Genomic DNA, 26,585 nt, shown 5'->3' with positions numbered 1-26,585 from the left:
TTTTTAAAACGATAAATAAGCGAAGGGACAGGTCAAAAACCTGTCCCTTTGTTTTAGTCAGCGTTCTAGGCGAGATCGGGATTGTCGAGACGCCGGACCATTTCGCCGCGCGTGTTGTTGCGGACGGCGACCGCGGCCCAGGTCCATAGCGGATGAATGCGCGTGAGCGCTTCTTCGATCGTGGGGGAGCGATAGGCGTAAAAGCGGTCTTCGTTCATGACGTTGTACCGCCCGTCTTCCTTGAAGAGCGTCACGGTGTGGCCGTAGCCCGTGATGTCGTAAAGACTCACGACAAACGCTTCCTTCCCCTGGAGGCTCAGCACGTACTGGCTGAACAGCGCATAATCCTCGCAGTCGCCGGTTTTCCTCCGCCAGAACTCTTCGGGCGATTGCCAGTAATCTTCCTGCCGGAAAATCCGCGCGTCGTCCTGGAAGCGAAAATTTTTCCTCATGAACCTGGCAAGGTCTTTAGGGGAAAGGGAAATCAGGTCCGCCATGGCCGGAATGCGGAGCGCGGCTTGAAAGGAGACTTGAGCGGGCAAGGGCGCGCCGGAAATCATTTGAAGGCCGATCATCAAAGCGAAGAAAGCCGCGGTTCTTTTCATTGCCGGTTCCGTTGTGTGGGAACTGCCGGCAAATTCCGCGGAGCGGAAGACGACCCGAGTGGTGGCGGCCCAGCCTCCCATGATTCAGGGACTGTGGCTTTGCGTCCTGCCCTTTCGGGCAGTTTGCCTAAGGCACGCGTTGTGCCAGACCCGCGGTATGCGGGTTTTCAGTTCTCCCCAAAAGTATGCCCGGCCCTGGCCTGCCTTACAACGCCCGGAGTACCTTTCCGGCGCCTTTTAATGCTATAATGCGCGCCTGCGAAAGGGGCGCTTATGAAGCTTATTTCCTGGAATGTCAATGGGTTGCGTGCAGTCCTGAAGAAGGATTTCCTGGGTTTCGTGAAGAAAGAGGATCCCGACATCCTTTGCCTCCAGGAGGTCAAGGCGACCCGCGAAGACGTGGAAACCCCGCTCCCTTCCCACTATGAAATCTATTGGAACGCCGCCGAAAAAAAGGGCTATTCCGGCACCGCCATCTTCACCAAGACGAAGCCCGAAAAAGTGACTTACGGCATCGGCGCGGACAAGCATGACAAGGAAGGCCGCGTCATCAACGCCGAATACAAAAATTTTTTTCTCGTCAACGTGTACACGCCGAATTCCAAGCGCGACCTTTCGCGGCTGCCGTACCGCGAGCTCGAGTGGGACGTGGATTTCCTGAAGCACGTCAAAAAACTCGAGAAGAAAAAGCCCGTCATTTTCTGCGGCGATCTCAACGTGGCGCACACCGAGATCGACCTTTCTAATCCCAAATCGAACGTGAAAAACCACGGCTTCACGCCGCAGGAGCGCGCGGGTTTCGACAACATCGTGGCCGCGGGTTTTCTTGACGCGTTCCGCGTCTTTCAGAAAGAAGGCGGCCATTACACCTGGTGGGCGCCCTTCGCCAATGCGCGCGCCCGCAACGTGGGGTGGCGCATCGATTATTTCTGCGTCTCCGGTTCGCTCCGGCCAAAACTCAAGGCCTCGTCGATCCTCCCGCATATCATGGGCTCGGACCATTGCCCGGTCAGCATCACCCTGGATTTTTAACGTGTCCGCTTCTTCCGGCCGGCATCCAAGCCGCGCGGTCATCGCCGCGGCTTTCTTCTGTATCTACGTGCTCTGGGGCGCGACCTTCCTCGCAAGGCAGCTCGCACTGCGCAGCATTCCGCCTTTCATGGAATCGTCGCTCCGCTTTTTGATCGCGGGCGCGGCGCTTTTTGCTTTTTCGAAAGCCAGGGGGCACCGGTTTCCGCCGCGCCGCGAGGCCTTGTCGCATGCGGCCGTGGGTTTTTTCCTTTTGTTCGGAGGCACGGGCGTGGTGTCGTGGTCGCAGCGCCTGGTTCCGTCCGGCATCGCATCGCTTTTCGTGGCGTCGGTGCCCATGTGGATGGTGCTGGTCGACTGGGCCTGGAACCGGGAGCGGCCGCATGGCGGCATTTATGCCGGACTATTTCTGGGTTTTTGCGGCATTGCAATGCTCGCGCGCCCTTCGGCGGTGACGGGCGGCATTAATCCCGTAGGCGCATGTACGCTGCTGATGGCGTCGTTTTCCTGGGCACTGGGTTCCGTGTTCGCCAAGAAATTGCCGGCGCCGGAATCGGATGCGATGGTCGTCAGCATTCAAATGCTGACCGGAGGCACGCTGCTTATGCTGTTTGCATTTGCGGTCGGCCAGACGCATGAGTTTTCATTCCAAAGGCTGCAGCCGGTTTCCCTGGCCGCCATGGTCTATCTGGTGGTCTTCGGCAGCATCGCGGGATTTACCGCGTACCAATGGCTTCTCAAGATGACAAGCCCGGCGATCGTGGCCACGCACGCTTACGTGAATCCTCTGATCGCCGTGCTCCTTGGCTGGACCGTGCTGGGGGAGCCGTTCTCTTTCCGCATCGCCCTTTCCGGCGTCTTGATCATCATTTCCGTGGCGCTCATCATCACAGCCTCTCCGAGACGGCCGCCCGAAACGCAAGGCGCTTGAAACCGCCGGGACAATCCGTAGAATACCTCTCCATGGAAGCCAAAAATGAAGTCATCCAGGAAGGTAAAAGCGTGCGGCTGCATTACACCGTGACCTCCGAAGGCAAAATCATCGAGAGCACGCGCGGCAAGCCGCCTTTTTATTATGTTCAGGGCAATCCCCGAGTGCTTCCCGCCTTGCAGCGCAAGGTGGAAGGAAAGCGGGAGGGCGAGACGCTGGAATTCACGCTGGCGCCGGAAGAGGCTTACGGCCTTTTAAAACCGGAAGCTTTAGTCGAACTCCCGATGAGCGAAATGCCGCAGGGCCGCGAGCTCAAAGTCGGCATGGTTCTTCAGGAAGAACAGCCGGACGGCAGCCTGAAAGTCGGGCGCATCCACGAGATCAAAAAAGATTCCGTCATCATGAATTTCAATCACCCCATGGCCGGAAAAACGCTGACCTACCGCGTTGAGGTTGTCAGCGTGACTTCGCAAAGCGCGTCCGGCGGACCGTTCCCTTTCATGGAAGATTTTCCGGACGATAAGGAAAAAGATTGACCATGAACCGCGAGCTCGCGGGCATCATCGCCTGCATGCAGGAAATCGAGATCGCCTGCCGCGTCCTCAAAAAGAGGGACGACCTCAAATGGGTGCACGCCATCCCGGAGATCCAGGAGCGCCTCGTGCGCTTTTTCAGGGAAGCGTCGGTGCCGCGCGCCAAAGAAGTGGAGCAATTCGTCCAGGATTTGGGCTCGGGCTACCGGAGCGACGACTCCGAAGATAACATCCTGAACGCGCGCATTGAAATCGACAGGACCCGCACCACGCTGGCTTCGCTTTGCGAGGAGCTGCGCGAAGTGATCGAGGACAGCATCTCTTGAAGATCGTGGGCCTTGGCGCGTCGGCGACGGCCGGCACGCCCGGTTTTTTTTCCCCTCGCGAGCGTCCGCCCGCAGGCGAGGGCAACGAACAAAGCCAGTACGCCTACTGGATGATGAAAGCCCGCCCGGGCTGGGAAGTGCTGAACCGCGGCATGCGCGGCCAGCGCACCGACCAAATCCTCCTGCGTTTCGACTACGACGTGCTCGACAATCATCCTGACGTGGTCATCATCATGGCTGGGACGAATGATCTTTATCAAGGGCATGAGCCTGCCGAGGCCATGGCCAATCTCGACGCAATGTACGAAAAAGCGCGGGGGGCGGGCATCCGCGTGATCGCGTGTTCGATCATTCCGCTCAATCTCGCAAGCGCCGAAATCAAAAAAAAGATCGTGGAGTTGAACCGGCTCGTCGGGGCGCGGGCCCGGGAGTCCGGGCTTGTTTTTGCGGACGTCTATAAAATCATGGAAGATCCGGCGCGGCCCGGTTTCATCGCGGTTTCTCCGGACGAAGTGCATCCGGACGTGAACGGCTACCGCCGGATGGGGGAAGCGCTCGTGAAAGCCGTCGAGTTCCTCGGGAACCCGTAAAAAACTCCCGGAAAACCGATGTCTGTGATAGAATACGCCTCTTACCCCGCCAAGAAAGGCAATCCCAATCGTTGTAAGGGTAATTTAGATGGACCAGTTAGAAAAACTCGAAAGCCAGTCGGTTTATATCCTTCGCGAGGCCTACAGCCACTTCAAGAGCCTGGTAATGCTGTGGTCGATCGGCAAGGACAGCACCGTCCTTTTGTGGCTGGCGCGCAAAGCCTTCCTCGGCCATGTGCCGTTCCCGCTCGTCCACATCGACACTTCTTATAAGCTCCCGGAAATGATCGAGTACCGCGATAAGCTCGCGCTCGAATGGGGCCTGAACATGGTCTACGGCCAGAACACCGAGGCGCTGAAAGCCAAGCAGACCTTTCCGGACGGCGCGCTCGACCGCGTGTCCTGCTGCAAGGCGCTGAAGACCGATGCGCTGCGCAATACGCTCGCCGGCACCTGGACGCGCTACCGCATGGATCACGACAAGAAAAAATATGTGACCGACACGAACACTGAACCCTACACGGGCGTGATCGTGGGCGTGCGCGCGGACGAAGAGGGAAGCCGCTCCAAGGAGCGTTATTTTTCGCCGCGCGACAAGCGCAGCGACTGGGACGTCGGCGACCAGCCGCCGGAACTCTGGAACCAGTTCAAGACCGATTTCGCGCCCGGCACGCATATCCGCATTCATCCGCTGCTCGACTGGACTGAGCTGGACATCTGGGAATACATCGACCGCGAAAATATTCCGGTCACGTCGCTTTATTTCGACCGCGGCGAGGGCAAGCGCTACCGTTCGCTGGGGTGCTTTCCCTGCACGTTTCCCGTCGAATCCACGGCGAAAAACGTGAAAGAAATCATCGAAGAGCTGAAGACCGGCAAATTCAAAAACATTGCCGAGCGTTCGGGCCGCGCGCAGGACAAAGAAGACGGCGGCGGCCTCGAGACCCTCCGGCGCGGCGGGTACATGTAATGCCCTCCACTCAGAAACAAACGAAATCCAAAGCGTCCGCGAAAGCGCCCCAGGAAAAAATGAACATCGTGATCGTGGGCCATGTGGACCACGGCAAAAGCACGGTGGTGGGCCGTCTTCTGGCCGACACGGGCTCACTTCCCGAGGGCAAGCTCGAGCAGGTGAAGGCCGACTGCAAGCGCAACGCCAAACCCTTCGAATACGCCTTTCTCCTCGATGCGCTCAAAGATGAGCAGGCCCAGGGCATCACGATCGATTCCGCCCGCTGCTTTTTCAAGAGCAAGAAGCGCGAGTACATCATCATCGACGCGCCTGGCCACATCGAGTTCCTGAAGAACATGGTCTCCGGCGCCGCGCGCGCCGAAGCCGCGCTTCTCATCATCGACGCCAAGGAAGGCATCCAGGAAAATTCCAAGCGCCACGGTTATCTTCTCTCCATGCTCGGCATCAACCAGGTCGCGGTCTGCGTCAACAAAATGGACCTCGTGAACTGGGACGAGAAGGTTTTCCGGAAAATCGAAAAAGAATACCGCGCGTTCCTGAAGCAGATCGGGCTCACGCCCAAATTTTTCATCCCGATCTCCGCGCTGAACGGCGTCAACATGGTCCCGGGATCCTCGCTCAAGGGAAAAGAGTGGGCGAACGTTGACACGGTCCTCGATGTGCTCGACGCTTTCGAAAAATCCGCGACGCTGGATAAAAAGCCGTTCCGCATGCCCGTGCAGGCCATCTACAAATTCACCGAGTCGGGCGACGAGCGCCGTATCGTGGCGGGCAAAGTCGAGGCGGGCACCGCGGCCGTGGGTGACAAAGTCATCTTCCTGCCCTCCAATAAACGGTCGGAGATCAAATCGATCGAAGTCTTCAACGCGTCCGCAAAGCAGCGCATTGTGGCCGGCGCTTCCAGCGCGGTCACGCTGAAAGAGCAGATCTACATCAACCGCGGCGACGTCATGTGCAAGCTGGATGAACCGCTGCCGCTTGTCAGTACGCTGGTGAAGGTGAAGATCTTCTGGATGGGCCGCCAGCCCATGGTGAAGGACAAGGAATACAAGCTGAAGCTCGGGACCGCCAAAATTCCGGTCACGCTCAAGGAAATCAAGAAGGTGATCGACGCGTCCGAGCTCAAGAAAGCGGATAAAAACAAGATCGAGCGCCACGACGTGGCCGAGCTCGTCCTGGAATGTTCGTCTCCTATTGCCTTTGACCTGGCCGGGGACATCGAAGCCACGGGCCGTTTCGTCATCGTGGACCAATACGACATCGCCGGGGGAGGCATTATCACCGAACTCGTCAAGGACGAGCAGGCCGACGTGCGTGAGCAGGTGCTGCGCCGCGAGGAAAAGTGGGATTTCAGCATCGTGGATCCGGAAGAGCGCCGGAAAAAGTACGGGCATCTGACGCGGCTGCTTCTTCTCACGGGAAAAGTCGGTGTGGACAAGAAGACTATCGCCAAAGAGGTCGAAAAAGCGCTTTTTGAGCGCGGCTGCAAGACGTATTTCCTCGGCATCGGCAACCTTCTCCGCGGTTTGGACGCGGACATGGAAAAACACAAGGCGGCGCGCCGCGAACATGTCCGCCGCCTGGGCGAAGTTTCCCACATTTTGATGGACGCGGGGCTCATCGTGCTCGCGACCGCCAGCAATTTGAATGACGAAGAGTTGAGCCTGCTCCAGGAAGTCACGAGCCGCGACGCGATCACGATCATCAACGTCGGCAAGAACGAATTCCGGCAGGGCATCGTCGATCTCAACCTTAATCCGAAAGACAGCGCGGAAAAAAACACGTCTAAAGTGATCGAACTGCTCGAAGCCGCGAAAATTTTTCGTCCCTCCGATTCCAAATAACGCGAAATCCCGCCGCGATTTTTTTTCTCACGATAATTTTGCTTGATATTTTTCGACAGATGACGATGATATGGAAAAGGTAGCTCATCGTTTCCTTTGACCCCTTTGTTTTCTTTGGATTTTTTTGGGCGCTTACGGCGTCAATCGGTGGACACGTTGCGCATCAAAGTGACAAGCCTTAAAAGGATGTGATGAAGACCATCAAAGTCTCCTTCATCCTTTGCATGCTCGTCGTTTCAGCCTTCGTCATGATTTACGTGGGCGAGGGCTTTTACGAAAGCCTCCCTGTCCCTTCTTCCCAGAAAGCTTTTCCTTCTCTCCCTGAAGCGGGTCCGCCCAAAACCCTGTTCACGCGCGTCAAAGACATGCTCCGGCCTTCCTTTATAAAGAAGCCTGCCCCGGAACCGGAACCGGCCGCGGCCGAAAGCCAGGCCGAGGAGAAGACCTACGAGGTGCATCACGGCCTCTGCGTCGCGGCCATGACCGGGGACCTGGCGAAGACCCGGGAGCTCCTGGACGCCGGGGTCTCGGCCAATGCGCGGGATTCTTTCGGCATCCGGGCCATTGCCCGTGCCACGTTGTGGGGCCATTACGATGTGGTCAAGATCCTCCTGGAAAAGGGCGCGGACGTGAACGAAAAAGAGCGCCTCGGAGTCAGCCTTCTCATGCTGGCCGCCAACCAGGGCGACGAAAAACTCCTGGAACTTTTCCTCGAGCACGGCGCGGACGTGAACATCAAGAGCGAAGACGGGGAAACCGCGCTCTCCACCGCCGCCAAGAAAGGTTTTCATGAGATCGTGGACCGGCTGAAGCAGGCAGGCGCCAAGGAAGAACCGGCACCGAAGCGGGAGATTCTCAAACAGACGGCGCCGGAAAAAAAATCGCCTATCCCTTCCCATTCTCCGACCGGAAAAGAATTGATGGAAGCGCGCAAAAGCGCGGCGCCCAAGAAAATGGAAAACGTGGTGCGAAACCGTCCCGCCCGTGTGCCGACTCAATTCGCGGACGGCGTGGAAAATCCTCCTCAGCCGCTGGAAGCCGCGCTCCCTCCCGCGGAGGGGGACGAAGCCTCGACGCCTTCTCTGGACGCGTTGACATGGGCCGCCAACATCTCGCAGGAATCCATCTCCTTTGACGAGGAAAACATGGCGCGTGAAGCTGAAGAAAAAGAGGCCGCGCCGGTGGAGACTTCATCCGCGCCCGTTTCCGCGGCTGCAAAAAAATCCGTTCCTCCCGTGAAGGCCGGGATTCCCGAGCCGCAGCCGGTCGCGGCGCCTGCTCTCAATTCGGAATCCTCGCCGCAGGATGACGTCGAACTTGAAAGCATTCTCAAAGACCTGCGCAGCCTGCGTGTCGCGGATATCGCGCCGAAGGCGCCGAAAGCTCCCGAAATGTTTTCGCCGTCCGCCGCCCGGATGCCGGCCTTTCCCGGGGCGCCGAAGCCCATGCTCAAGCCGCAGGAAATGAAGAAAGCGCCGGCTGCGGTCCAGGCCCAGCACGTGCCCGCGATGAAACCCATGGCGGTCGCGCCGATCGCCGCACCGAAGAAGAAAGTCCAGGAAGCGATTGTTGTGGAACCGCCCCAGCCGCTGCCGCCCCTTCCGACATCGCTGCGCGGAAACAAGCCCCTGAAAAAAGCGCCTCTTGCGCCGGCTGCCAAGAAAGCGGCGGCGGTGCCCATGAAGAAAAAAGTGCACGAAATGACGTTTTCGAAATCCCATCACGCGCCCGAAGAACTGCTGCGCGCCGCGCTCATCGGCACCCCGGAATCGGTCCAATCGCTCATTTCACAGGGGCTCGACGTGAACATCCGCGGGGACCTGGAAATGACGCCGCTCATGCTCGCGGCCCAGGACGGACGCCTCGAAGTAGTGAAACTCCTGCTGCAGCACGGCGCGGACGTCAACGCCCAGAACATTGTGGGACAGACCGCGCTGCGCCTGGCTTCCCTGAAGGAGCATCACGACGTGATGCTGCATCTCCGGCAATACGGCGCCAAAGATTAATCCCGCCCATGGCACGCCGTCACTGGCTCATGAAGAGCGAACCCGATGTCTATTCCATCGCCGACCTCGAAAAGGACAAGGCCACGTTCTGGGACGGCGTCCGCAATTACCAGGCGCGTAACTTCATGCGCGACGACATGAAGCCGGGCGATCTCGTGTTTTTTTATCACAGCAACGCCGAGCCCGCGGGCATTGCCGGGATCGCGGAGGTCGCGGCCAAGGGCCGGATCGACGAAAGCGCGTTCAATAAAAAAAGCCCCTATCACGATCCGGACAGCGATCCCGAGAAGCCGGGCTGGTACGGCGTCGATCTCAAATTCGTGAGGAAGTTTTCAGCGCTGATACCGCTCGAGGAGCTCCGGCGCAAGGCGGGGCTGGAGAAGATGCCGCTTTTACAGAAAGGCCAGCGGCTTTCCGTGCAGCCGGTGGCGGAAAAAGAATGGAAAATCGTGATGGAGATGACCTCATGAAACCGCTCGTGGACGAAGCTATCGAAAATTATGCGGCCGCAAAGTCCGCGGCCGAATCTGCGCTTTTCAAGGAGCTCGCGTGGAGAACTTACGCGGAAGCGAAGTGGCCGCAGATGCAGGTCGGCCATCTGGAAGGAGCGTTCCTCAGGCTGCTCGTCCGGATTTGCCGCGCGCGGCGCGTCCTCGAAATCGGGACGTTCACGGGTTACAGCGCATTGGCCATGGCCGAAGGATTGCCCGCGGACGGGGAACTCGTCACGCTGGACTTGGATCCCGAGAACACGCGCATGGCGCGGGAATTCTGGGACAAAAGCGGACAGGGGAAAAAAATTCGTCTCGTGCTCGGGCCCGCGCTGGAGACGCTCGCCACGCTCACGGGGCCTTTTGATCTGGTCTTCATCGATGCGGATAAGGAGAATTACAAGAACTACTGGGAGGCCTGCCTGCCCAAAGTGAGGCAGGGAGGCCTGATCGTCGCGGACAATGTGCTATGGAGCGGGCGCGTGCTGGATCCGCAGGACGAGACCGACCGGGCCATCGCCGCCTTCAACGAACACGTGGCCCAGGACGGACGCGTGGAAGCGGTCATGCTTCCGGTGCGCGACGGCATGACCTTAGCCTGGAAGCGGTGACGTCCGGCATTTGATCGTGATGACGCGGCCCGCCCACTCCACGCGGTCAGAATCCCGGACTTTACGCCCCTTGCGGGTTTCCACCACGCCGTTCAATTTGATTTCCCCGTGCTCGATGGCCAGTTTGGCTTCGCCGCCGGTTTGGGCAAGCCCGCTGTATTTGAGGAGTTTGGAAAGCTCGATGAAAGGTCCCTTGATGGTGATTTCAGTCATGGCGGATTTTAACACGGCTTGCGCGGGCGCACCAAGAGGCGTTCATGTATAATAGCGCTGCCGCAGACCGGGAAAAAAGCAGGCGCCGGAAGGGGTGGGCGGCGGCCTTATTTTTTTCGGGGATGGCGATGACTTCAAATCTGAATGCGGCACCTTCTTTGACCATCATGGGCCTCGGAGATTCGACGACCGCGGGCACGCCGCAGTTTTTTTCGCCGCGTGAGGTTCCGCCCGACGGGCAGGGTAATCCCGAAAGCCAGTATTCGTACTGGATGATGAAAAAACATCCGGAATGGAAAGTGCTGAACCGCGGCGTGCGCGGCCAGCGCAGCGACCAGATCCGCTCCCGTTTCGATTACGAAGTCGCCGAAACAAAGCCGGACATCATGATCATTCTCGCGGGCGTCAACGACCTGTACCAGGGGGCTGCGTTGAAGGACATCAAAAAAAATCTGGAGATCATGTATAACAAAGCCGCGGACCTCGGCATTGCGGTGATCGCCTGCACGATCCTGCCCTACAACGGCGCGGACGAAAACGTGCGGCGCGGCATGCAGGAAGTCAATGCGTGGATCCGCGAAACCGCGCAGCGCCGCGGGATGGGATTCTGCGACACGTATGCCGTGGTGGAATCTCCCGACAGGCCCGGAGAGCTGAGTTCCTCTTACGACGGCCTGCATCCGGACGTGGCGGGTTACCGCCGCATCGGCGAAGCCCTCGCGGCAACACTCGAGGCCTGGGCGAAAAGTTCGCAGGCGGCGTCATGAAAAAGACTCGCGCTTCCAAACCTCCGGCGCTCACCCAGAACATCATCGGCATCGTTTACGATTTCGATGGCACGCTGTCCCCGAACAACATGCAGGAAGACACGATCTTTCGCGCCTACGGCATCAATAAGGACGAGTTTTGGGCCAAGGCCGACCGTCTGGTCAAAGAAAAAGGCTATGAGCGCACGCTGGCCTATTTGAAGCTTCTCATTCACGACGGCGCGTTCCGCGACAAGCCGCTGCAGCGCGAGGACCTGAAGGCGCTCGCCTGCCAGATCGAATATTATCCGGGCGTGAAAGATTATTTCGATAATCTCGCCCGATTCCAAAACAGCATTCCGGAAGTCGAGAAGCTGGGAATCACGGTCGAGCATTACGTGGTTTCGAGCGGCATGAAGGAAATCCTGGAAGGCGCGGACATCTACCGTTTTTTCAAACGTGTTTACGCCTGTGAATACGAGTACGACTCAAAAGGCCCCGTGTTTCCGAAGCTCGTCATCAACGACACGAACAAGACGCAATTTCTTTTCCGCATCGTGAAAGGAAAGCTCGACCTCAACGAAGACGTGAATTCGCATATGCCGGATTCGGAACGCAGGATTCCTTTCAGTAACCTGCTTTACATCGGCGACAGTTTTACGGACATTCCGTCCATGACGGTCATGCAGCGTTATCGGGGCAGCGCGATCGCGGTTTTTGACCCGCGTCATGCCGTGCCCCCCAAAGTCATGGACATGGTCCATGAGCGCCGCGCCGACCACTTCGCGCCCGCGGATTATCGTGAAGGATCTCTTTTGATCAAGATCATCCACACGGCATTAAAGAAGATCATCTATCACATGGCCTACGACGATTCCTGCCGCATGTCGCAAGATTGGGTCAAGCGCAACAAGGACTTAGCGCTGAAGGGGAGCCTTTAATAAAGTCGTTTAAAAAGGTCTGTCCTATTGACTCCCTCCCTCAGGTTGGGCACAATACTCTTTGCGCTCTAAGAGCGCCCCAAATATGAGCAAAATCACTTCAGCTCTCGAAAAAGTCCAAAAGCTTTCGCGCTCCGAGCAAACGTCGTCGGGCCCGCACTCGGTTTTTGTGGGACCTTTGTACGAAAAGCTTCGCACGCCCACGCGCTTCGAACGCTTCATGGCATTTCTTTCGAAGGCGCGTTTCGTCCTGATCGGCGCGGGAGCGATCCTGTCGCTGGTGGTTTTTATGTTCGGCGTGCACCAGGGCATGAAAATCGAAAAGGCGATTACCGCCGGCGTTCCCGTTTCCCGGACCAAGGCCTTTGCGGAAGCCAAGGCCTCGCCCAAAACGCCGGCCAAACCCGCTCATGCCGCGAAGAAGTTCAATTTCTTCGCGCCGGCGCCCACAGGCCCCTTGACACTTCAGCTGATTTCCTATAAAAGCCAGAGCCGGGCCGATGAAGAAATCAACAAATTGAAGGCTGAAGGCTATGCCGCATTCCGCGTCAAACAAGGCAGGTATTACCTGGTCTGCATCGAACGTTTCGACACGCAGAGCCAGGCCCCTTCGATTAAAGAGCGCCTCCAGAAAGACGGCCTCCTTAGAAAATATCCCGGCGCTTTCGTCCGCAACGCGGAAGTTTAAAACCCTCCCCTTTAAGAACTCATGAAAAAAATTCTTCTGGTTCTCGGCGTGCTTTTTCTCGTCCTCGTCGTGGGGCTTGTCGCCTTCGTCGCCACGTTCAACGTGGACCATTACCGGCCGCTCCTTGTTAACCGGCTTTCGGAAATCACCGGCGAACCTGTCGAGATCCAGAAGATCACGCTCGGCTGGAGCAACGGAGCGGCGCTCGCGATCAAGGGCGTGCGGGTTTTCGACGGGCCTCAGCAGGGCGCAACGCCTTTCATCCTCGCCGACGAAGCCAGCGCTGAAGTCGATTTGAATTCGCTCCTGCATGGCCGCGTCGAGGTTTCGGCCGTGAGGCTGGAAAAACCGTTTGTTAGGCTCGTGCGCAATCCCGACGGCACGATCAAAGGCCTCGAAAAGCTGATGTCGGGGGAAGCCAAGGCCACGCGCAAGGAAACCAATGCGGCGCTCGCGCTTGCATTTTTCATGAAGAAGGCGGTCATCGAAGACGCCACGATTATTTTCCGTGACGAAGGCGCGGCCAAGCCTGCCGAATACAGCCTCGAGCAAATCGATGTGCTGCTGTCGGACGTGGCGCTGGAACGTTCGGTGCCGCTCCAGGCGTCGGCCCGGCTTTACAGCGGCGAAGATAATGTGCAGCTGAACGCCTCGCTGAAATATTCGCTTTCCAACCGGACATTTACCGTGGAAGGCGCGCGTCTTTCCCTCGACCTTGCGAAGATCGATCCCTCGCGTCTCGCGAAGGTCCTGCCGGATTTCGATCCCGCGGGTTTTCCGAAACTCCGCGGGCGCGTGAACGCGGTGCTCGACAATCTTACGGCCGCGGCGGGTCAGGAACCGGTTTTTTCTCCTGTGAAGATCACGCTCGAAGAAGGCTACGCGCAGATGCCCGATCTCCCCGCGCTGGAAAACCTGCGGGCGGAAGCGCAGGCCACGCCGGACGTCTTGACGCTGGGAAGCCTTGGCGCGGATTTCGCGGGCGGCAAGATCGCGGCTTCCGGAGAAGTCCGCGGCTTGAAAGGCCAGCCTCAGTCGCAGCTGCGCGCCTCGCTGACGGGGCTTGATTTGACGAAAGTGGCGCCGGTGCGGAACGCGGACGCCGAGCCGTGGCCTTCCGGGATTCTCGGAGTGACGCTCGAACTCCAGGGCTCGGGCCTGGAGAAGAATTCGTTCCTGCAGACGCTTGCGGGCCAGGGGCAGATCACGCTGCGCGATGGGACCCTGCACAACGTGAACGTGATCCGGGACGTGTTCCAGAAGCTGTCCATCCTTCCGGGCCTTTTGCAGCGCCTCAAGGACCGCCTGCCGCCGTCCTACCAGGAAAGATTGGAAAGGCAGGACACGCGATTTGCTCCGGTCCAGACGCCTTTTGTTTTTCAAAACCAGCAGCTGCATGTCCCTGAAATCGCGGTGATGTCCGACGAATTCGCTTTGAACGGGCCGCTGGACGCGTCCTTTGACGGCATGGTGGCCAGCCGGCTTCAATTGCGCATCGAGCCCCAGCTTTCGGAAGCCATGATCCGCACCGTGAACGAGCTTCAATATCTCACCAACGGGAACGGCGAACTCGAACTGCCGGTCGTGATCCAGGGCAAATTGCCCCAGCCGAAAGTCATGGTGGATTTGCAATACATCGGCTCCCGCCTTGCGACCGCCAAAACGCAGGAACTCCTCGGAAGCCTCTTCCAGAAAAAACAGCCGCAGACCCAGCAGGGTCAGGCGCCGCAGCAGGCCGCGAGTCCGGCCGGGGGACAACAGGTTTCGCCCACGGGCGAGCTTGTCGGCGAGCTTTTGAATTCGGTCTTCGGGGGCGGGAAGAACTCTTCCTCGCAGCCCCGGTCTTGAACGGACAGCAACGGAACCTTACATGAGTAAAGACCCGCTCATCAGCCCCAGCCAGCTGCTGCGCAGCAACATCTGCCTGCACGCCTATGCTCTCGACTGCCACGGTGACCGGTCGCAGAAGCGGCAGGAATCCCTCGCGGAAAAAAGCGTCAAGCAGGAAGGGCTCGCGTTCCAGGAAGCCATCGTGCGCAATCTCCCGGGAGTGAAGCTGCAGGAAAGTACTTACGCGGACATGGCGCAGGGCGCGGCGCTCACGCGGCAATGGATGACGGAAGGCTCGCCCTGGATCTCGCAGGGCGTGCTCACGCGCGAAGACCTGTGCGGCATTCCGGACCTTTTGAAAAAAATCCCCGGGCGTTCGGCGCTCGGACCTTATTCCTACCAGCCCGTCGAAATCAAAAGCCATCGTGCACTCAGCCTGCAGGACAGGCTCCAGCTTTTTTTCTACGCGCACCTGCTCGAGCCCATGCTTGGGCACAGGCCTCCCTCAGGCGTCGTGATTTCGCCCGACGGCGTGCAGCGCGATGTTCCTTTCTCGCCCCATCTGGAAAAATATTTTTTCGACCTGCTTGGCCAGATGAAACAGGTTCGGAACGGGGAATTGGAGACCGAACCCGTCCGGTGTTCCGGATGCGCGCGCTGCCTTTGGTCGGACGTGTGCCTTTCCGTGTGGGAAGAGACCGGGCACATTTCCCTGTTGTCAGGCGTGGGGCTCACCATGTCGCGCAAGCTCGCGCAGGAAGGCATTTCCACCTGCGCGCAGGTCGCGGCCTGCGACGAAGCCGTGCTGTCGGAAATCACGGGTATCCCGCACAAAAGCGCGCAGCGCATGGTGCAGGCGGCGCGCGCACGCGTCGAAAACCGGCCGTTCGTCATTCAGGAACCGTCTTTCGCGCCGGGCGGCACGCATTATTTCTACGACATCGAAACGCTCGACGACATCGTCTTCTGCCACGGCGTCGTGCGCGTGCGGAACGGCAAGGCCGAGGAACGGTCCTTTTTCGCCCGCTCCCCGCAGGAGGAAAAAAAGATCTGGCACGAGCTGCTGGATTTTTTTGCGGAAGAGAAATCGGAAACCATCTACTGCTGGACTTTTTACGAGCGCTACTTCGTGGAATCCTCCTGGAAAAAATTCCAAGGCAACCGCAAAGGCTACGAGAACCTGATCCGCGGCCTGAAAGACCAGTGCGCGTTCGTGCGCGATCATTTCGCGCTGCCGTGCCGCGGCTACTCCATCAAGGTCGTGGCCCCGTATTTCGGATTCGAGTGGCAGGGGGAGGATGCGAACGGCATGAACTGCGTGGCCTGGTACAAGCGCTGGCTGGAAACCGGCGGCGAAGAGTGGCGCGAGCGCGTGGTGCAGTACAACCTCGACGACGTGCGCGCCATGGTGCACGTGGACCGCAAGCTTCGCGTGCTGTTCGCGGAGTAGCTAGAACTTATGGATGAATTCCGGATCGGAAAACATCCGGTCGAGTTCCGCCGTGAGTTTCTCGGGGATTTCCTTCATGCGTTCCGACGCGCCCCAGCAGGTTTTGAGCGCTTCCTTCACCGTCTCCCTTTTCAGCGGGACATTGGCCACGAAGTCGCGGTGCGGCCTGTTTTTGCGGTAATCCGGCTGACGGGACGGCATGGACAGGGTTTTTTCGACGAGCGGCAGGTCGAAGTCGAGCAGGAACGTGCCGTGGAACAAAAGAAAATTCCGTTTCCGCCGCTGGGCATTGCCTGAAAATTTCAGATCACCGTGGGCCAGGTCCGTATGCCCGCGCACGCGGACGGGCGATCCGAGCAGTGCTTCCAGGCAGGCGCGGTGTTTTTCCATGATGAAGCCGTTGGTCCGGGTGATGTTGGAAGTTTCGGGCCGGCGTTCCGAAGCCAGCACCAGGGAATAATTCAGGCAGCCGGGCCCCTGCAGGACTGTGCCGCCGCCGCTGGTCCGGCGCAGGACCGGGATGTTGTTTTCCCGGCAATAAGAAAGATTTACTTCCGAAAGGACTTTGTTAGAATACCCCAGGACCACGAAGGGTTCCCGCGGTTCCCAGAACCGCAGGACCTCGTCGGAAGAGCCTTCTTCGCACTGGTCCAGAAGTGCTTCGTCCAGGGCGAGATTCAGGGATGGAGAGGAAAGTGTCAGGTCCAGCCAGTTCATAAAGGGCGTTATTATACAGAAATTCAGGCTTTAGGAACATCTCCGGAGTCTTCCCCGGCTCCAACCCCCGACTGATTTGACAGGGATGAGATAATAAAAAACATTTAAATGCTCTAGTCATCAAGCCTTAGGTACTAAAAAAAGGTCCGCCCCCAGGGCGGGTAACGGAAACGTGCAAACCATGTCCAATACGAAACGCAATACCGGCGCCTCCCAGGGTTCGGCGTCTGTCTCCGAACAGGATAGCCATTGGCTCGAATCCCTGGAATACGTCGTCTCCGCCGTCCTCAGAGAAAAGTCCGCCAAGGGTTCGCATCTTCTCCTCGACCGTTTGATCAAGCGCCTTCGCGACAACGGCGTCCAGGCCCCGGACCTCGTGGCCACTCCTTATATTAATACGATCCCGCCGGAAGAAGAGACGGCCTATCCGGGCGACCGCGAAGTGGAGCGGCGAATTAAAAGCTACATCCGCTGGAACGCCATGGCCATGGTCGTCAAAGCCAACCGCCTGCACAACGGCCTGGGCGGCCACATTTCGACCTTTGCTTCGTCGGCCACGCTTTATGAAGTCGGCTTCAATCATTTCTTCCGCGGCTGGGGCGGCAACGAGCCCGGCGACTTCCTTTATTTCCAGGGCCATGCTTCTCCGGGCGCTTACGGCCGCGCCTATCTCGAACGCCGGCTGGATGCCAAGCACCTGCATAATTTCCGGCAGGAACTCGCCGAAGGCGGGGGACTCTCTTCTTATCCGCATCCTTACCTCATGCCGAATTTCTGGCAATTCCCGACCGTGTCGATGGGCCTTGGCCCGATCATGTCGATTTACCAGGCGCGTTTCAACCGCTATCTCCGCAACCGTGGGTTTCTCCCGGAAGGCGCGCGCGAATCCAAGATCTGGTGCTTTGTCGGTGACGGCGAAATCGACGAACCCGAATCGCTCGGCGCGCTCACGCTTCCCGCGCGTGACAATCTCGACAACCTTTGCTGGGTCGTGAACTGCAACCTGCAGCGTCTCGACGGCCCGGTGCGCGGCAACGGCAAGATCATCCAGGAACTCGAAGGCGTTTTCCGCGGCGCGGGCTGGAACGTCGTGAAGGTGATCTGGGGCTCGCAGTGGGATGAACTCCTGCAGCGCGACACCACGGGTCTTCTGCGCAAGCGCATGGAAGAAGTGGTCGACGGCGAATACCAGAAATATTCCGTGGAATCCGGCGCGTACATCCGCAAAAACTTTTTCGGGAAATATCCCGAGCTCCTGCAGCTGGTCAACCACATGACCGACGAGCAGATCCACAAGATCCTGCGCGGCGGCCATGATCCGCAAAAAGTCTACAACGCGTACAAGAACGCGGTGGACACCAAGGGCCGTCCGACGGTTATTCTTGCGAAAACCGTGAAAGGCTACGGCCTCGGCGAAGCGGGCGAAGGCCGCAACATCACGCACCAGCAGAAAAAGCTGAACGAAAAAGAACTGCGTGAATTCCGCGCGCGGTTCAACATTCCGATTCCCGACGAAGACGTGGTCGACGCGCCGTTTTACCGGCCGCCGGTCGACAGCAAGGAAAACGAATACCTCATCAGCCGCCGCAAGTCGCTGGGGGGATTTCTGCCGGAGCGCAAGATTCGCGCGAAGCCGCTGAACGTCCCGGGCATCGAATACTTCCAGGAATTTTTGAATTCCCCGGGCACGCAGGAAGCCTCCACGACCATGGCATTCGTCCGTATTCTGAGCCGGCTGCTCCGGAACCCGGACATAGGCCGCAACATCGTGCCGATCATTCCGGACGAAGCGCGCACGTTCGGCATGGACGGCCTTTTCCGCGAGATCGGCATTTATTCGCCCAAGGGCCAGCTGTACGAACCCGTGGACAGCGAGAGCCTCCTTTATTATCAGGAATCCAAGGACGGCCAGATCCTCGAAGAGGGGATCAACGAGGCCGGCTCCATGAGTTCGTTCATCGCGGCCGGCACCAGCTACGCGACGCACGGCTTTTCCATGATTCCGTTTTTCATCTATTACTCGATGTTCGGTTTCCAGCGCGTCGGCGATCTCATCTGGCTCGCGGGCGACATCAAGGCCAAGGGATTTTTGCTCGGCGCCACGTCCGGACGCACCACGCTGAACGGCGAAGGCCTGCAGCACCAGGACGGCCACAGCCTCCTGGCTGCGAGCACCATCGCGACCTGCTATGCGTACGATCCGGCTTTCGCGTACGAGCTTGCCGTGATTTTCGAGGACGGCATGCGCCGCATGTACAAGGAAGGCGAGGACATCTTCTATTACATCACGCTTTACAACGAGAATTACGCGCAGGTGCCCATGCCCGAAGGCGCACGGGAAGGCATCCTTCAGGGACTTTATAAGTTCCGCAAAGCCGCGTCCGAAAAAGGCCCGAAGGTGCAGATCTTCGGAAGTGGTTCGATCCTTTTGTCGGCGCTGAAGGCGCAGGAAATTCTCGCGGAGAAATACGGCGTGTCCGCGGACGTGTGGAGCGCGACAAGCTACAAGCGCCTGAGAAACGAAGCTCTCGCGGCCCGGCGTTGGAACATGCTGCATCCGGAAGAGACGCCGAAAAAGTCGTATCTCGAAAAGACGCTGGAAAAAGAAAAAGGCGCGTTCGTCGCGGTCTCGGACAACATGAAGATCGTCCCGGGCCAGATCCAGGATTGGGTTCCCGGCGGCCTGTTCTGCCTCGGCACGGACGGCTTCGGAAGAAGCGAAACGCGCGAGAATCTCCGGCGGTTTTTCGAAGTGGACGCGGAAAGCACGGTCATTGCCTGCCTCTACGCGCTCGCCCAGAAAGGCGAGATCAAGCCCAAGGTCGTTTCCCAGGCCATCAAGGATCTCGGCGTCGACCCCGAAAAAGTTTATCCGATCTGCCATTAAGAAATAATCACCCAAAGGGATAAGTCATGGAAATCAGAGTACCCAAGCTTGGTGAGACCGCGGAATCCGGGTCCGTCATTAACATTTTGGTCAAAGAGGGCGACAAGGTTAAGAAAAACCAGACCGTACTCGAGCTGGAAAACGAGAAAGCGGTTGCCCCGATTCCCGCCACGGAATCCGGCGTGGTCACCAAAGTCCACGTGAAGGTCGGCGACAAAGTCAGCGTGGGCCAGGCCATCCTTTCGATTTCCGAAAACGGCAGCGCGTCCGCAGAAAAACCCGCGGAAAAACCCGCGGCGGCTCCCGCGTCCAAGACGCAGGCACCCGTCCAGGCAGCCCCGGTCCCTTCGCAGGGTCCGGTCCAGCCCGGTGCTTATCAGTACGTTTCTTCCAGCGGTTTCGCGCCTCCGGCCGCGCCTTCCATCCGCAAAATGGCTAGCGAGCTCGGCATTGACCTCGGCCGCGTGCGCGGCTCCGAACGCGGCGGCCGCATCATTCTGCAGGACGTGGCCAATTACATTCGCTATCTCCAGTCCGTGGTTTTTTCCGGCGGCGCTGCTCCCGCGGGAGCGGCCCAGGCCCCCAAGCCCGTGGCGGAAAGCATCGACTTCTCCAAGTGGGGCCCGGTCACCAAGAAGCCGCTCACGTCGCTCCGCAAGAAGATCGCGGAGAAGATGCAGGAATCCTGGACCACGATCCCGCACGTCACGCAAAACGACGAAGCGGACGTCACGGCCGTCATGGCGCTCGTGAAGAAGTACGCGCCCGACTACGAGAAAAAAGGCGTGAAACTCACGCTGACCGCCGTCATCCTGAAGGCCTGCACGGTCGCGCTCAAAAAGTTTCCGGGCTTCAACGCCAGCCTCGACGAGGCGGCAGGCGAGCTCGTCCTCAAAAATTATTATCACGTCGGCGTTGCCGTGGATACGGAGCAGGGGCTCATCGTCCCGGTGCTGCGTGACGTGGACAAGAAAGACCTGCTTCGCATTTCCAAAGAGCTCGGCGAGCTCGCGGAAAAGACGCGCCAGCGCAAGGTCGGCATGGATGACCTGAAAGGCGGCACGTTCACGGTGTCGAATCTCGGCGGCATCGGCGGCCAGCACTTCACGCCGATCATCAACAAGCCCGAGGTCGCGATCCTGGGCGTTTCGCGCGGCATGGCCAAAGCCGTCGTGATCGACAAGAAAATTGAGCAGCGCGTCCTGATGCCGCTCTCGCTCTCCTATGATCACCGCGTGGTGGACGGCGCCGACGGCGCGCGCTTCATCCGCGAGCTGGTTCAGGCGATCGAAAAGTTTCCGGAAGACGAATTGCGGCTGGGAAAGACGTCCCTTGCCGAGCCCGCTTCCGCCAAAAAAGATTCCAAGAGCGCCCCGGCGCCGGTGAAGAAAGGAAAGAAATGAATCCGACCAAGACCGATATCGTCGTCGTAGGCGCTGGGCCCGGCGGTTATGCCGCGGCCTTTTACGCGGCCGACAAGGGCAAGAAAGTCATCCTCGTCGAAAAGGAAAGCCGGCTCGGCGGCGTGTGCCTGAACCGCGGCTGCATTCCGTCGAAAGCGCTTTTGCACGCGACGGAGATGATCAAGGAAGCCAAGGAATCGGCCAAGCGCGGCATTACGTTCCAGGACCCGAAGATCGAGCTCTCGAAGCTCGTCGCGTGGAAGGAATCCATTCTTTCGAAGCTCAGTCAGGGCATCCAGGGCCTCGCGTCGCGCCGCGGCGTGGAAGTGTGGCACGGCCGCGGGCATTTCGAAGACTCGCAGACGCTGCGCGTCGAGACTTCCGAAGGCCAGAAGTTCATTCGTTACGACCAGGCCATCGTCGCCGTGGGCTCGCTGCCGGCCATGCCGTCGGCGTTTGACCTCGGCAATCCGCGCATCATGACGTCGACCGAAGCTCTCGAGGTCCAGGAAATTCCCGAGAGCCTCCTCGTCGTGGGCGGCGGCTACATCGGCATGGAACTCGGCACGGTATACGCGGCGCTCGGCAGCAACATCGTCATGGTCGAAGCCATGGACTCGATTCTCGCGGGCGCGGACCCGGATCTCGTGCGTCCCGTGGCGCACTTCGCGGAAAAGAATTTCAAGGAAGTGCGGCTGAAGACCAAGGTTTTGAAAATGGCCACGCAGAAAAAGCAGATCTTCGTTTCCATGGACTGCGATGGGAAGAAAAAAGAAGAGCTCTACGACCGCGTGCTCGTTTCTGTGGGCCGCGTGCCGAACGTCGAAGATCTCGGCCTGGAAAATACCAAGATCGAACGCGACGACAAAGGCTTCATCAAAGTGGACGAGCATCAGCAGACGTCCGATCCGGCTATCTACGCGATTGGCGACGTGGCCGGCGGCATGCTCCTGGCGCACAAGGCTGCGAAGGAAGCGCGCATCGCGGTGGAAGTCATCACCGGCGAGCCCAGCGCTTTCCGTGATATCGTGATTCCTGCTGTCGTTTTCACCGATCCCGAAGTCGCCTGGTGCGGCCTTACGGAATCCGAAGCCCGGAAAAAGAATATCAACGTCGAAGTCGTGCGCTTTCCGTGGTCGGCTTCCGGCCGCGCGCTGACCCTCGACCGGACCGACGGGGTAACGAAGATCATCGTCGAGCCTGAAACCGAAAGGGTGCTTGGTGTGGGAATCGCGGGCCATGGCGCCGGTGATCTTATTTCCGAAGGCGTCGTTGCCGTGGAAATGGGGGCTACGATACGCGACCTCGCGGAATGCGTGCATCCGCACCCCACGCTTTCAGAAACGCTCATGGAATCCGCCGAAATGTTTTTCGGCCATTCGACGCATGCCTTCTCGCGTCCGAAAAAGAAGCAGGAAGAAACCGTCGAGGCGTAAGCCGTATTTCTTCGCCAAGATCTCGTTGTCTCACCTAATCCTCCCCAGGAGGTTGCCATGCCCCAGGATATTTCCGCCGAAACCCTCAGCTCCAAAAAGTGCCGTCCCTGCGAAGGCAAGACCCAGCCCATGACGTCCGCTGAGATTACGTCCTACCTGGAACACGTTCCCGGCTGGGAATACCGCGACGGCCAGGTTCAAAAAACGTTTACCTTCAAAAATTATTATCAGACCACCGCCTTCGTGAATGCCGTGGCCTGGATCGCGCACCAGGAAGACCATCACCCCGACATCCAGTTCGGCTACAAGAATTGCACGGTCCGCTATTCCACGCACGCGATCGGCGGCATTTCCGAAAACGATTTCATCTGCGCGGCCAAAGTCAATGCGCTGACCGCCGTTTAACTTTTCGAGGAAGGAGACGTCCGTGAAAAAAATCCTCATGCTTGTCCTTGCCCTGGCCGCGGCCCAGACGCCTGCGTTTGCCGCCCTGCAGGGAAAGACCGTCGAATACAAGCAAGGCGATACCGTGCTGGAAGGCTATCTCGTTTACGACGACGCAGTGCAGGGGACGCGGCCCGGCGTTGTTGTGGTTCACGAATGGAAAGGCCTGAACGATTACGCGAAGCGCCGCGCGGACATGCTTGCGCAGATGGGCTACGTGGCTTTTGCCGCGGACATGTACGGTAAGGGCGTGCATGCCGAAACGCACGAAGAAGCGGGCAAGCTTTCCGGCGCGCTGAAAAGCGACCGCAAGCTCATGCGTGAGCGCGCGCAGGCCGCGCTCGACACCCTCAAGGCCGACCCTCACGTGGACGTAAAACGTATCGCGGCGATCGGTTATTGCTTCGGAGGTACGACCGTGCTGGAAATGGCGCGCGCGGGTTTTGACCTGAAGGGTGTGGCCAGCTTCCACGGCGCGCTTTCCACGCCGGCTCCGGCGGAAAAAGGGAACGTGAAGGCGAAGGTTATCGCCTTCAGCGGAGCCGACGACAAGTTTATTCCGAAAGAGGAACGGGACGCCTTCCAGAAAGAGATGACCGAGGCCGGCGCGGACTGGCAGTTCGTGCTTTTCTCCGGGGCTGTCCACAGCTTTACCGTGGCCGAAGCGGGGAACGACAATTCCAAAGGCATGGCCTACAATGCCAATGCGGACCGGCGCTCGTGGGAAATGCTCAAGCAGTTTTTTAACGAGATCTTTTCGGAAACACCGGCGTAATTTTTTACCCGGGAGACCTCTTGCAGCGCGATCTGCCGCGGTATCAAAAAAATAATTACGATCTTCTGGTCATCGGCGGGGGCATCAATGGCGCCTCCATCGCCCATCTTGCCGCGCTGCGGCGCATGAAAGTCGCGCTGCTCGAAAAAAACGACTTCGCGGCCGGCACCTCCAGCAAATCCTCCAAGCTCATGCACGGCGGCATCCGCTATCTGGAACGCTTCGAATTCGGCCTGGTCCGCGAGTCCCTCCGGGAACGCTATTTCCACGTGCAGGCCGCGCCGCATCTGGTCCGGCCGCTGGCTTTCATCATTCCCGTCTACGAAGGGGACAGGCGTCCGCTTTGGATGATGCGGCTCGGCGTGTTTCTCTACGACCTGCTGGCCGGTTCCCAGAAAATCGGGCAGCACCGTTTTCTGAGCCGCGACGATCTTCTCAAGCACGAACCCAACCTCAAAAGCGAAGGCCTGACCGGCGGCGTGCTTTATTACGACGCGCAGATGGACGACGCGCGCGTGTGCCTGGAGAACGTGCTTGCCGCGGACGCCCATGGCGCGCATGTCGCCAACTACGTCGAGGTGACGGCCTTCATCAAGGAAAACGGCCGTGTCACCGGCGTGCGGGCCCGCGACCGCCTCGCGCCTGAAAAGCCGGAGTTCGAGATCCGGGCCAGGAACTTTTTTTGCGCTGCGGGGCCGTGGACCAATGCCCTGCTCAAGCTCGACGAGCCTCATGCGCCGGAAAAAGTCCGGCCGACCAAAGGCGTGCACATCGTGACGCCGAAAAAAATCTGCAAACACGCGTTCCTGATTCCGGCCGAGCGCGACAACCGCATCTTTTTCGTGCTGCCGTGGAAAAATAATTCCATGATCGGGACGACGGACACGGATTACTCGGGTTCGCCGGACCAGGTGGCGCCGGAGGAGGCGGATATCGCGTACCTCATCGAAGAAACGCGCCGTGTTTTTCCGGGCCTTGAATTGCACCGCGAGGATTTCAAGGTGAGCTTCGCCGGGCTGAGGCCGCTGCTGAAAAGGGAAGGCAGCGCGTCGAATGTGTCGCGGGAGCACGCGGTTTTTACCACAGCGTCCGGTCTGTTTTTCGTGGCGGGCGGCAAATTCACGTCCTACCGCAGCATCGCGGAAGACTGCGTGGACCGGATCCGTCCGAACTCCATGGTAAAAATCGAGGCTTTGTACGGCAGCGGCCGCATCGACGAAGAAGGGCTTCCTCGCACGGCCCGCGAGCACGGCGTTTCGCTGGAGCTGATTCAAGGCCTTGTCGAAAAATATGGGGCACGGTATACGGACCTTCTGAAGCTTGGAAAAGAAAATCCCGCGCTTTTCGAAGCTGTTTCACCCGGCCTTCCTTTAATTAAAGCCGAGTTGGTTTACGCGGTCCGGACGGAAATGGCGCGCAGTGTCGACGACCTGCTCTACCGCCGGCTTTCCCTCGGGTATTCTCCGGCAGAACTCGAGCCTCACCGGGAAGACCTTCTCAAAGCCATCCACGAGGTTTGTGCCCTGTAGGGGATCCTCTTTTTCCTTCTTCCGAGCCAAAAAAGCATTGAAAAGCGGCTTGTTTCATTTTATAGTAACAACCATGTTTTAAAAGGATTTGAAAAGATTTTCTGTCAGAAAGCATGATCTCATGAACCTGAAAATCTCCTCTTTTAAAGTTCTGGCCCCCGCTCTTCTGCTGGTCCTTTGCGTCGTTTGTCCTTTCGCCTCCGCGGAGCCCGAGCAGCTCCGGGATGAAAGCGGCCGTTTCCAGCCCGTCATCACCCTCGCGGAAGCCAATCGCCGCGCAGAACTGGAAGCCGAAATCCTGGCACGCAGCGGCGAGGGAGAAGAAGTGGCCAAGGAACCTAACCGCAAAACCTACCTCGAAAAAGTCGTTTCGCCGAAGGCCGCCGCCGTTCCTGTCGTACCCGCAATCTCTTGATGCGGATCCTCGTTTCGTAAAGACATTTCCCGCGCAAGTCGTTATAATCCCTACGATTTCCTATCCCTGAGGAAGCCCGATGACCGAGATCCGCAAAAAAATTCTCGTGGTGGATGACGAAGAGTACCTCATCAAGCTTCTGAAATCCCGCCTGCTCGTCCACCGTTTCGAAGTGGTGACCGCCTACAACGGCAGGGAAGCCCTGGAAAAAGCGAAATCGGAAAAGCCGGACCTCATCATCCTGGATGTTCTGCTGCCGGTGATGAACGGCGCGGAATTCGTGAAGGAAATCAAAAAGGTTCCCGCCATCCGGGATACTCCCGTCATCGTGATTTCGGCCCAGCCCGAAACCAAAGAAGAATTCGAGCCCAAAGACATCGTCGCGTTCGTCAACAAGCCGTTCCAGCCGGACGAATTCATTTCGCAGGTTAAAAAAGCAATTCCGTAGGATTCCGCGAAAGAGCGTTACGAGCCCGCCGCGTTGATCAGGTTCTTCAGCCCCAGGAAGAGGTTTTTGAAACCCGTCCCCATGCCTTTGGCTGTTTTCTCGAGGAAGGAATCTTCGGAGGACCGCCAATAGCCGCTGGGTTTGCGGAAGTAGGCGCTCTTTTCTTTTTGGTAGGGGACTTTTCTCGCGGCTTCGCAAGGAAGCGTTGAAAAAACGCTGAGCATGCATAGAATGGACAAACACCGCAGGAGCCGGGAGCGCATGTTCCGGTATCGACGGCGGAAAGCGGAAACTAAAGCGAGGCAGTTATGCCGGACAAATCCACCACGATCGACGCCCTCAAGCAGAAAATCGGCAAGTTCATCCGGGACCGTGACTGGGAGCAATTCCATAGCGCGAAGAACCTGAGCATGTCCATGGCCATCGAGGCCGCGGAGCTCATGGAGCTTTTCCAGTGGCAGGCCCCCGACCGCAAGCCCCTGGTGCCGGACCTGCGCAAGAAAGTCGAGCATGAGCTGGCGGACGTGGCCATTTACGTCATGGATTTCTGCAATCTCTACGGCATCGACCTTTCCGAAGCCATCGTGAAAAAGCTCCGGCACAACGAAGCCAAGTATCCCGCCGCCCAGGTGCGCGGAAAAACGCACAAGTACACGTATTACCGGGAAGCGGCCCGGAAGCGCTCGAAAAACAGACGGAAAAAATAATTCCCGTCAAACCCCTC

General features: G+C 58.6%; 28 protein-coding genes and 1 riboswitch. Of the genes, 24 read left to right on the top strand and 4 right to left on the bottom strand.

Features of this window, described 5'->3' with window-relative positions; all coding sequences use genetic code 11:
- Positions 1-65 precede the first annotated feature (65 nt).
- Positions 66-605, bottom strand: a complete 540-nt coding sequence (locus VL688_08580) for a transglutaminase-like domain-containing protein (GenBank protein HTL48097.1) — start codon at positions 603-605, stop codon at positions 66-68.
- A 60-nt stretch (positions 606-665) separates the two neighbouring features.
- Positions 666-743, bottom strand: a riboswitch (cyclic di-GMP riboswitch).
- A gap of 135 nt (positions 744-878) precedes the next feature.
- Between VL688_08580 and VL688_08575 the strand changes: the two genes are divergently transcribed.
- From VL688_08575 to VL688_08530, 10 genes are all read left to right on the top strand, one after another.
- On the top strand, positions 879-1,637 hold the full coding sequence (locus VL688_08575; protein HTL48096.1) for an exodeoxyribonuclease III: 759 nt from the start codon (positions 879-881) through the stop codon (positions 1,635-1,637).
- 1 nt (position 1,638) lies between these two features.
- Entirely contained in the window at positions 1,639-2,565 is a 927-nt protein-coding gene (locus tag VL688_08570; protein HTL48095.1) for an EamA family transporter, read from the top strand.
- A 32-nt stretch (positions 2,566-2,597) separates the two neighbouring features.
- The gene (locus VL688_08565; protein ID HTL48094.1) at positions 2,598-3,101 is read left to right on the top strand and encodes an FKBP-type peptidyl-prolyl cis-trans isomerase; all 504 of its coding nucleotides are present in this window, start codon (positions 2,598-2,600) and stop codon (positions 3,099-3,101) included.
- Positions 3,102-3,103: 2 nt separating this feature from the next.
- Positions 3,104-3,424 (top strand): hypothetical protein, encoded by a 321-nt coding sequence (locus VL688_08560; GenBank protein HTL48093.1) that lies wholly within the window; start codon positions 3,104-3,106, stop codon positions 3,422-3,424.
- Positions 3,425-3,429: 5 nt separating this feature from the next.
- Entirely contained in the window at positions 3,430-4,014 is a 585-nt protein-coding gene (locus VL688_08555) for a GDSL-type esterase/lipase family protein (GenBank protein ID HTL48092.1), read from the top strand.
- Positions 4,015-4,102: 88 nt separating this feature from the next.
- Positions 4,103-4,984: a sulfate adenylyltransferase subunit CysD gene (cysD, locus tag VL688_08550; protein ID HTL48091.1), complete on the top strand. Its 882-nt coding sequence runs from the start codon at positions 4,103-4,105 to the stop codon at positions 4,982-4,984.
- Positions 4,984-6,831, top strand: a complete 1,848-nt coding sequence (locus VL688_08545; protein ID HTL48090.1) for a GTP-binding protein — start codon at positions 4,984-4,986, stop codon at positions 6,829-6,831. Before cysD ends, VL688_08545 begins: the two co-directional genes overlap by 1 nt.
- 191 nt (positions 6,832-7,022) lie before the next feature.
- Positions 7,023-8,837 carry an ankyrin repeat domain-containing protein gene (locus VL688_08540; protein ID HTL48089.1) on the top strand — a complete coding sequence of 605 codons (1,815 nt, stop codon included), beginning with the start codon at positions 7,023-7,025 and terminating at the stop codon, positions 8,835-8,837.
- An 8-nt stretch (positions 8,838-8,845) separates the two neighbouring features.
- Positions 8,846-9,307 carry an EVE domain-containing protein gene (locus tag VL688_08535; GenBank protein HTL48088.1) on the top strand — a complete coding sequence of 154 codons (462 nt, stop codon included), beginning with the start codon at positions 8,846-8,848 and terminating at the stop codon, positions 9,305-9,307.
- Positions 9,277-9,939, top strand: a complete 663-nt coding sequence (locus tag VL688_08530) for a class I SAM-dependent methyltransferase (GenBank protein ID HTL48087.1) — start codon at positions 9,277-9,279, stop codon at positions 9,937-9,939. The genes VL688_08535 and VL688_08530 overlap by 31 nt, the downstream gene beginning before the upstream one ends.
- Here the strand turns inward: VL688_08530 and VL688_08525 are convergent.
- Complete coding sequence (locus VL688_08525; protein ID HTL48086.1) at positions 9,922-10,152, bottom strand: RNA-binding S4 domain-containing protein; 231 nt, start codon at positions 10,150-10,152, stop codon at positions 9,922-9,924. The genes VL688_08530 and VL688_08525 overlap by 18 nt on opposite strands.
- Before the next feature lie 128 nt (positions 10,153-10,280).
- On the opposite strand from VL688_08525, the gene VL688_08520 reads away from it, so the two are divergent.
- The 5 genes from VL688_08520 to VL688_08500 all read left to right on the top strand — a co-directional run bounded on the left by VL688_08520 (position 10,281) and on the right by VL688_08500 (position 15,807).
- Complete coding sequence (locus tag VL688_08520; protein HTL48085.1) at positions 10,281-10,919, top strand: GDSL-type esterase/lipase family protein; 639 nt, start codon at positions 10,281-10,283, stop codon at positions 10,917-10,919.
- Positions 10,916-11,839, top strand: coding sequence for an HAD family hydrolase (locus tag VL688_08515; protein ID HTL48084.1), 924 nt, complete (start codon positions 10,916-10,918; stop codon positions 11,837-11,839). The genes VL688_08520 and VL688_08515 overlap by 4 nt, the downstream gene beginning before the upstream one ends.
- 85 nt (positions 11,840-11,924) lie before the next feature.
- Positions 11,925-12,527, top strand: a complete 603-nt coding sequence (locus VL688_08510) for an SPOR domain-containing protein (protein HTL48083.1) — start codon at positions 11,925-11,927, stop codon at positions 12,525-12,527.
- 21 nt (positions 12,528-12,548) lie between these two features.
- The gene (locus VL688_08505; GenBank protein HTL48082.1) at positions 12,549-14,375 is read left to right on the top strand and encodes an AsmA family protein; all 1,827 of its coding nucleotides are present in this window, start codon (positions 12,549-12,551) and stop codon (positions 14,373-14,375) included.
- A 22-nt stretch (positions 14,376-14,397) separates the two neighbouring features.
- The gene (locus VL688_08500; GenBank protein HTL48081.1) at positions 14,398-15,807 is read left to right on the top strand and encodes a TM0106 family RecB-like putative nuclease; all 1,410 of its coding nucleotides are present in this window, start codon (positions 14,398-14,400) and stop codon (positions 15,805-15,807) included.
- Here VL688_08500 and VL688_08495 read toward each other — a convergent pair whose 3' ends face one another.
- A complete protein-coding gene (locus VL688_08495) occupies positions 15,808-16,524 on the bottom strand; it encodes a lipoate--protein ligase family protein (protein ID HTL48080.1) in 717 nt (238 codons plus the stop codon).
- A 181-nt stretch (positions 16,525-16,705) separates the two neighbouring features.
- Between VL688_08495 and aceE the strand changes: the two genes are divergently transcribed.
- The 8 genes from aceE (at position 16,706) to VL688_08455 (ending at position 25,861) form a co-directional block, all read left to right on the top strand.
- Positions 16,706-19,411 carry a pyruvate dehydrogenase (acetyl-transferring), homodimeric type gene (aceE, locus tag VL688_08490; GenBank protein ID HTL48079.1) on the top strand — a complete coding sequence of 902 codons (2,706 nt, stop codon included), beginning with the start codon at positions 16,706-16,708 and terminating at the stop codon, positions 19,409-19,411.
- A gap of 26 nt (positions 19,412-19,437) precedes the next feature.
- Positions 19,438-20,814 (top strand): 2-oxo acid dehydrogenase subunit E2, encoded by a 1,377-nt coding sequence (locus VL688_08485; GenBank protein ID HTL48078.1) that lies wholly within the window; start codon positions 19,438-19,440, stop codon positions 20,812-20,814.
- Entirely contained in the window at positions 20,811-22,250 is a 1,440-nt protein-coding gene (gene lpdA, locus VL688_08480) for a dihydrolipoyl dehydrogenase (GenBank protein ID HTL48077.1), read from the top strand. Before VL688_08485 ends, lpdA begins: the two co-directional genes overlap by 4 nt.
- 57 nt (positions 22,251-22,307) lie before the next feature.
- Entirely contained in the window at positions 22,308-22,655 is a 348-nt protein-coding gene (locus VL688_08475; protein ID HTL48076.1) for a 4a-hydroxytetrahydrobiopterin dehydratase, read from the top strand.
- 37 nt (positions 22,656-22,692) lie between these two features.
- Positions 22,693-23,469, top strand: coding sequence for a dienelactone hydrolase family protein (locus VL688_08470; GenBank protein HTL48075.1), 777 nt, complete (start codon positions 22,693-22,695; stop codon positions 23,467-23,469).
- A 20-nt stretch (positions 23,470-23,489) separates the two neighbouring features.
- Entirely contained in the window at positions 23,490-24,998 is a 1,509-nt protein-coding gene (locus VL688_08465) for a glycerol-3-phosphate dehydrogenase/oxidase (GenBank protein HTL48074.1), read from the top strand.
- 121 nt (positions 24,999-25,119) lie between these two features.
- On the top strand, positions 25,120-25,413 hold the full coding sequence (locus VL688_08460; GenBank protein ID HTL48073.1) for a hypothetical protein: 294 nt from the start codon (positions 25,120-25,122) through the stop codon (positions 25,411-25,413).
- Positions 25,414-25,492: 79 nt separating this feature from the next.
- Entirely contained in the window at positions 25,493-25,861 is a 369-nt protein-coding gene (locus VL688_08455) for a response regulator (GenBank protein HTL48072.1), read from the top strand.
- A 17-nt stretch (positions 25,862-25,878) separates the two neighbouring features.
- On the opposite strand, the gene VL688_08450 is transcribed toward VL688_08455, so the two are convergent.
- The gene (locus VL688_08450; protein ID HTL48071.1) at positions 25,879-26,124 is read right to left on the bottom strand and encodes a hypothetical protein; all 246 of its coding nucleotides are present in this window, start codon (positions 26,122-26,124) and stop codon (positions 25,879-25,881) included.
- Between the two features lie 45 nt (positions 26,125-26,169).
- Here VL688_08450 and VL688_08445 point away from each other — a divergent pair, with 45 nt between their 5' ends.
- Entirely contained in the window at positions 26,170-26,568 is a 399-nt protein-coding gene (locus VL688_08445; GenBank protein HTL48070.1) for a nucleotide pyrophosphohydrolase, read from the top strand.
- The last annotated feature ends 17 nt before the right edge of the window (positions 26,569-26,585 follow it).

Source organism: Verrucomicrobiia bacterium (genome assembly GCA_035495615.1).
Taxonomy (GTDB): Bacteria; Omnitrophota; Omnitrophia; order Omnitrophales; family Aquincolibacteriaceae; genus DATJFP01.
Note: the sequence above shows the minus strand (reverse complement) of the source record. Positions and strands in the feature narration are given on the sequence as shown.

What these genes read in the sequence shown, in the direction of transcription:
- VL688_08455 (HTL48072.1), top strand. Translation starts at nt 25,493, where the DNA reads ATGACCGAGATCCGCAAAAAAATTCTCGTGGTGGATGACGAAGAGTAC.
- VL688_08580 (HTL48097.1), bottom strand. Translation starts at nt 605, where the DNA reads ATGAAAAGAACCGCGGCTTTCTTCGCTTTGATGATCGGCCTTCAAATG.
- VL688_08470 (HTL48075.1), top strand. Translation starts at nt 22,693, where the DNA reads ATGCTTGTCCTTGCCCTGGCCGCGGCCCAGACGCCTGCGTTTGCCGCC.
- VL688_08560 (HTL48093.1), top strand. Translation starts at nt 3,104, where the DNA reads ATGAACCGCGAGCTCGCGGGCATCATCGCCTGCATGCAGGAAATCGAG.
- VL688_08535 (HTL48088.1), top strand. Translation starts at nt 8,846, where the DNA reads ATGGCACGCCGTCACTGGCTCATGAAGAGCGAACCCGATGTCTATTCC.
- VL688_08510 (HTL48083.1), top strand. Translation starts at nt 11,925, where the DNA reads ATGAGCAAAATCACTTCAGCTCTCGAAAAAGTCCAAAAGCTTTCGCGC.
- VL688_08500 (HTL48081.1), top strand. Translation starts at nt 14,398, where the DNA reads ATGAGTAAAGACCCGCTCATCAGCCCCAGCCAGCTGCTGCGCAGCAAC.
- VL688_08525 (HTL48086.1), bottom strand. Translation starts at nt 10,152, where the DNA reads ATGACTGAAATCACCATCAAGGGACCTTTCATCGAGCTTTCCAAACTC.
- VL688_08575 (HTL48096.1), top strand. Translation starts at nt 879, where the DNA reads ATGAAGCTTATTTCCTGGAATGTCAATGGGTTGCGTGCAGTCCTGAAG.
- VL688_08495 (HTL48080.1), bottom strand. Translation starts at nt 16,524, where the DNA reads ATGAACTGGCTGGACCTGACACTTTCCTCTCCATCCCTGAATCTCGCC.
- lpdA (HTL48077.1), top strand. Translation starts at nt 20,811, where the DNA reads ATGAATCCGACCAAGACCGATATCGTCGTCGTAGGCGCTGGGCCCGGC.
- aceE (HTL48079.1), top strand. Translation starts at nt 16,706, where the DNA reads ATGTCCAATACGAAACGCAATACCGGCGCCTCCCAGGGTTCGGCGTCT.
- VL688_08450 (HTL48071.1), bottom strand. Translation starts at nt 26,124, where the DNA reads ATGCGCTCCCGGCTCCTGCGGTGTTTGTCCATTCTATGCATGCTCAGC.
- VL688_08565 (HTL48094.1), top strand. Translation starts at nt 2,598, where the DNA reads ATGGAAGCCAAAAATGAAGTCATCCAGGAAGGTAAAAGCGTGCGGCTG.
- VL688_08475 (HTL48076.1), top strand. Translation starts at nt 22,308, where the DNA reads ATGCCCCAGGATATTTCCGCCGAAACCCTCAGCTCCAAAAAGTGCCGT.
- VL688_08540 (HTL48089.1), top strand. Translation starts at nt 7,023, where the DNA reads ATGAAGACCATCAAAGTCTCCTTCATCCTTTGCATGCTCGTCGTTTCA.
- VL688_08445 (HTL48070.1), top strand. Translation starts at nt 26,170, where the DNA reads ATGCCGGACAAATCCACCACGATCGACGCCCTCAAGCAGAAAATCGGC.
- VL688_08520 (HTL48085.1), top strand. Translation starts at nt 10,281, where the DNA reads ATGACTTCAAATCTGAATGCGGCACCTTCTTTGACCATCATGGGCCTC.
- VL688_08485 (HTL48078.1), top strand. Translation starts at nt 19,438, where the DNA reads ATGGAAATCAGAGTACCCAAGCTTGGTGAGACCGCGGAATCCGGGTCC.
- VL688_08515 (HTL48084.1), top strand. Translation starts at nt 10,916, where the DNA reads ATGAAAAAGACTCGCGCTTCCAAACCTCCGGCGCTCACCCAGAACATC.
- cysD (HTL48091.1), top strand. Translation starts at nt 4,103, where the DNA reads ATGGACCAGTTAGAAAAACTCGAAAGCCAGTCGGTTTATATCCTTCGC.
- VL688_08505 (HTL48082.1), top strand. Translation starts at nt 12,549, where the DNA reads ATGAAAAAAATTCTTCTGGTTCTCGGCGTGCTTTTTCTCGTCCTCGTC.
- VL688_08460 (HTL48073.1), top strand. Translation starts at nt 25,120, where the DNA reads ATGAACCTGAAAATCTCCTCTTTTAAAGTTCTGGCCCCCGCTCTTCTG.
- VL688_08530 (HTL48087.1), top strand. Translation starts at nt 9,277, where the DNA reads ATGGAAAATCGTGATGGAGATGACCTCATGAAACCGCTCGTGGACGAA.
- VL688_08545 (HTL48090.1), top strand. Translation starts at nt 4,984, where the DNA reads ATGCCCTCCACTCAGAAACAAACGAAATCCAAAGCGTCCGCGAAAGCG.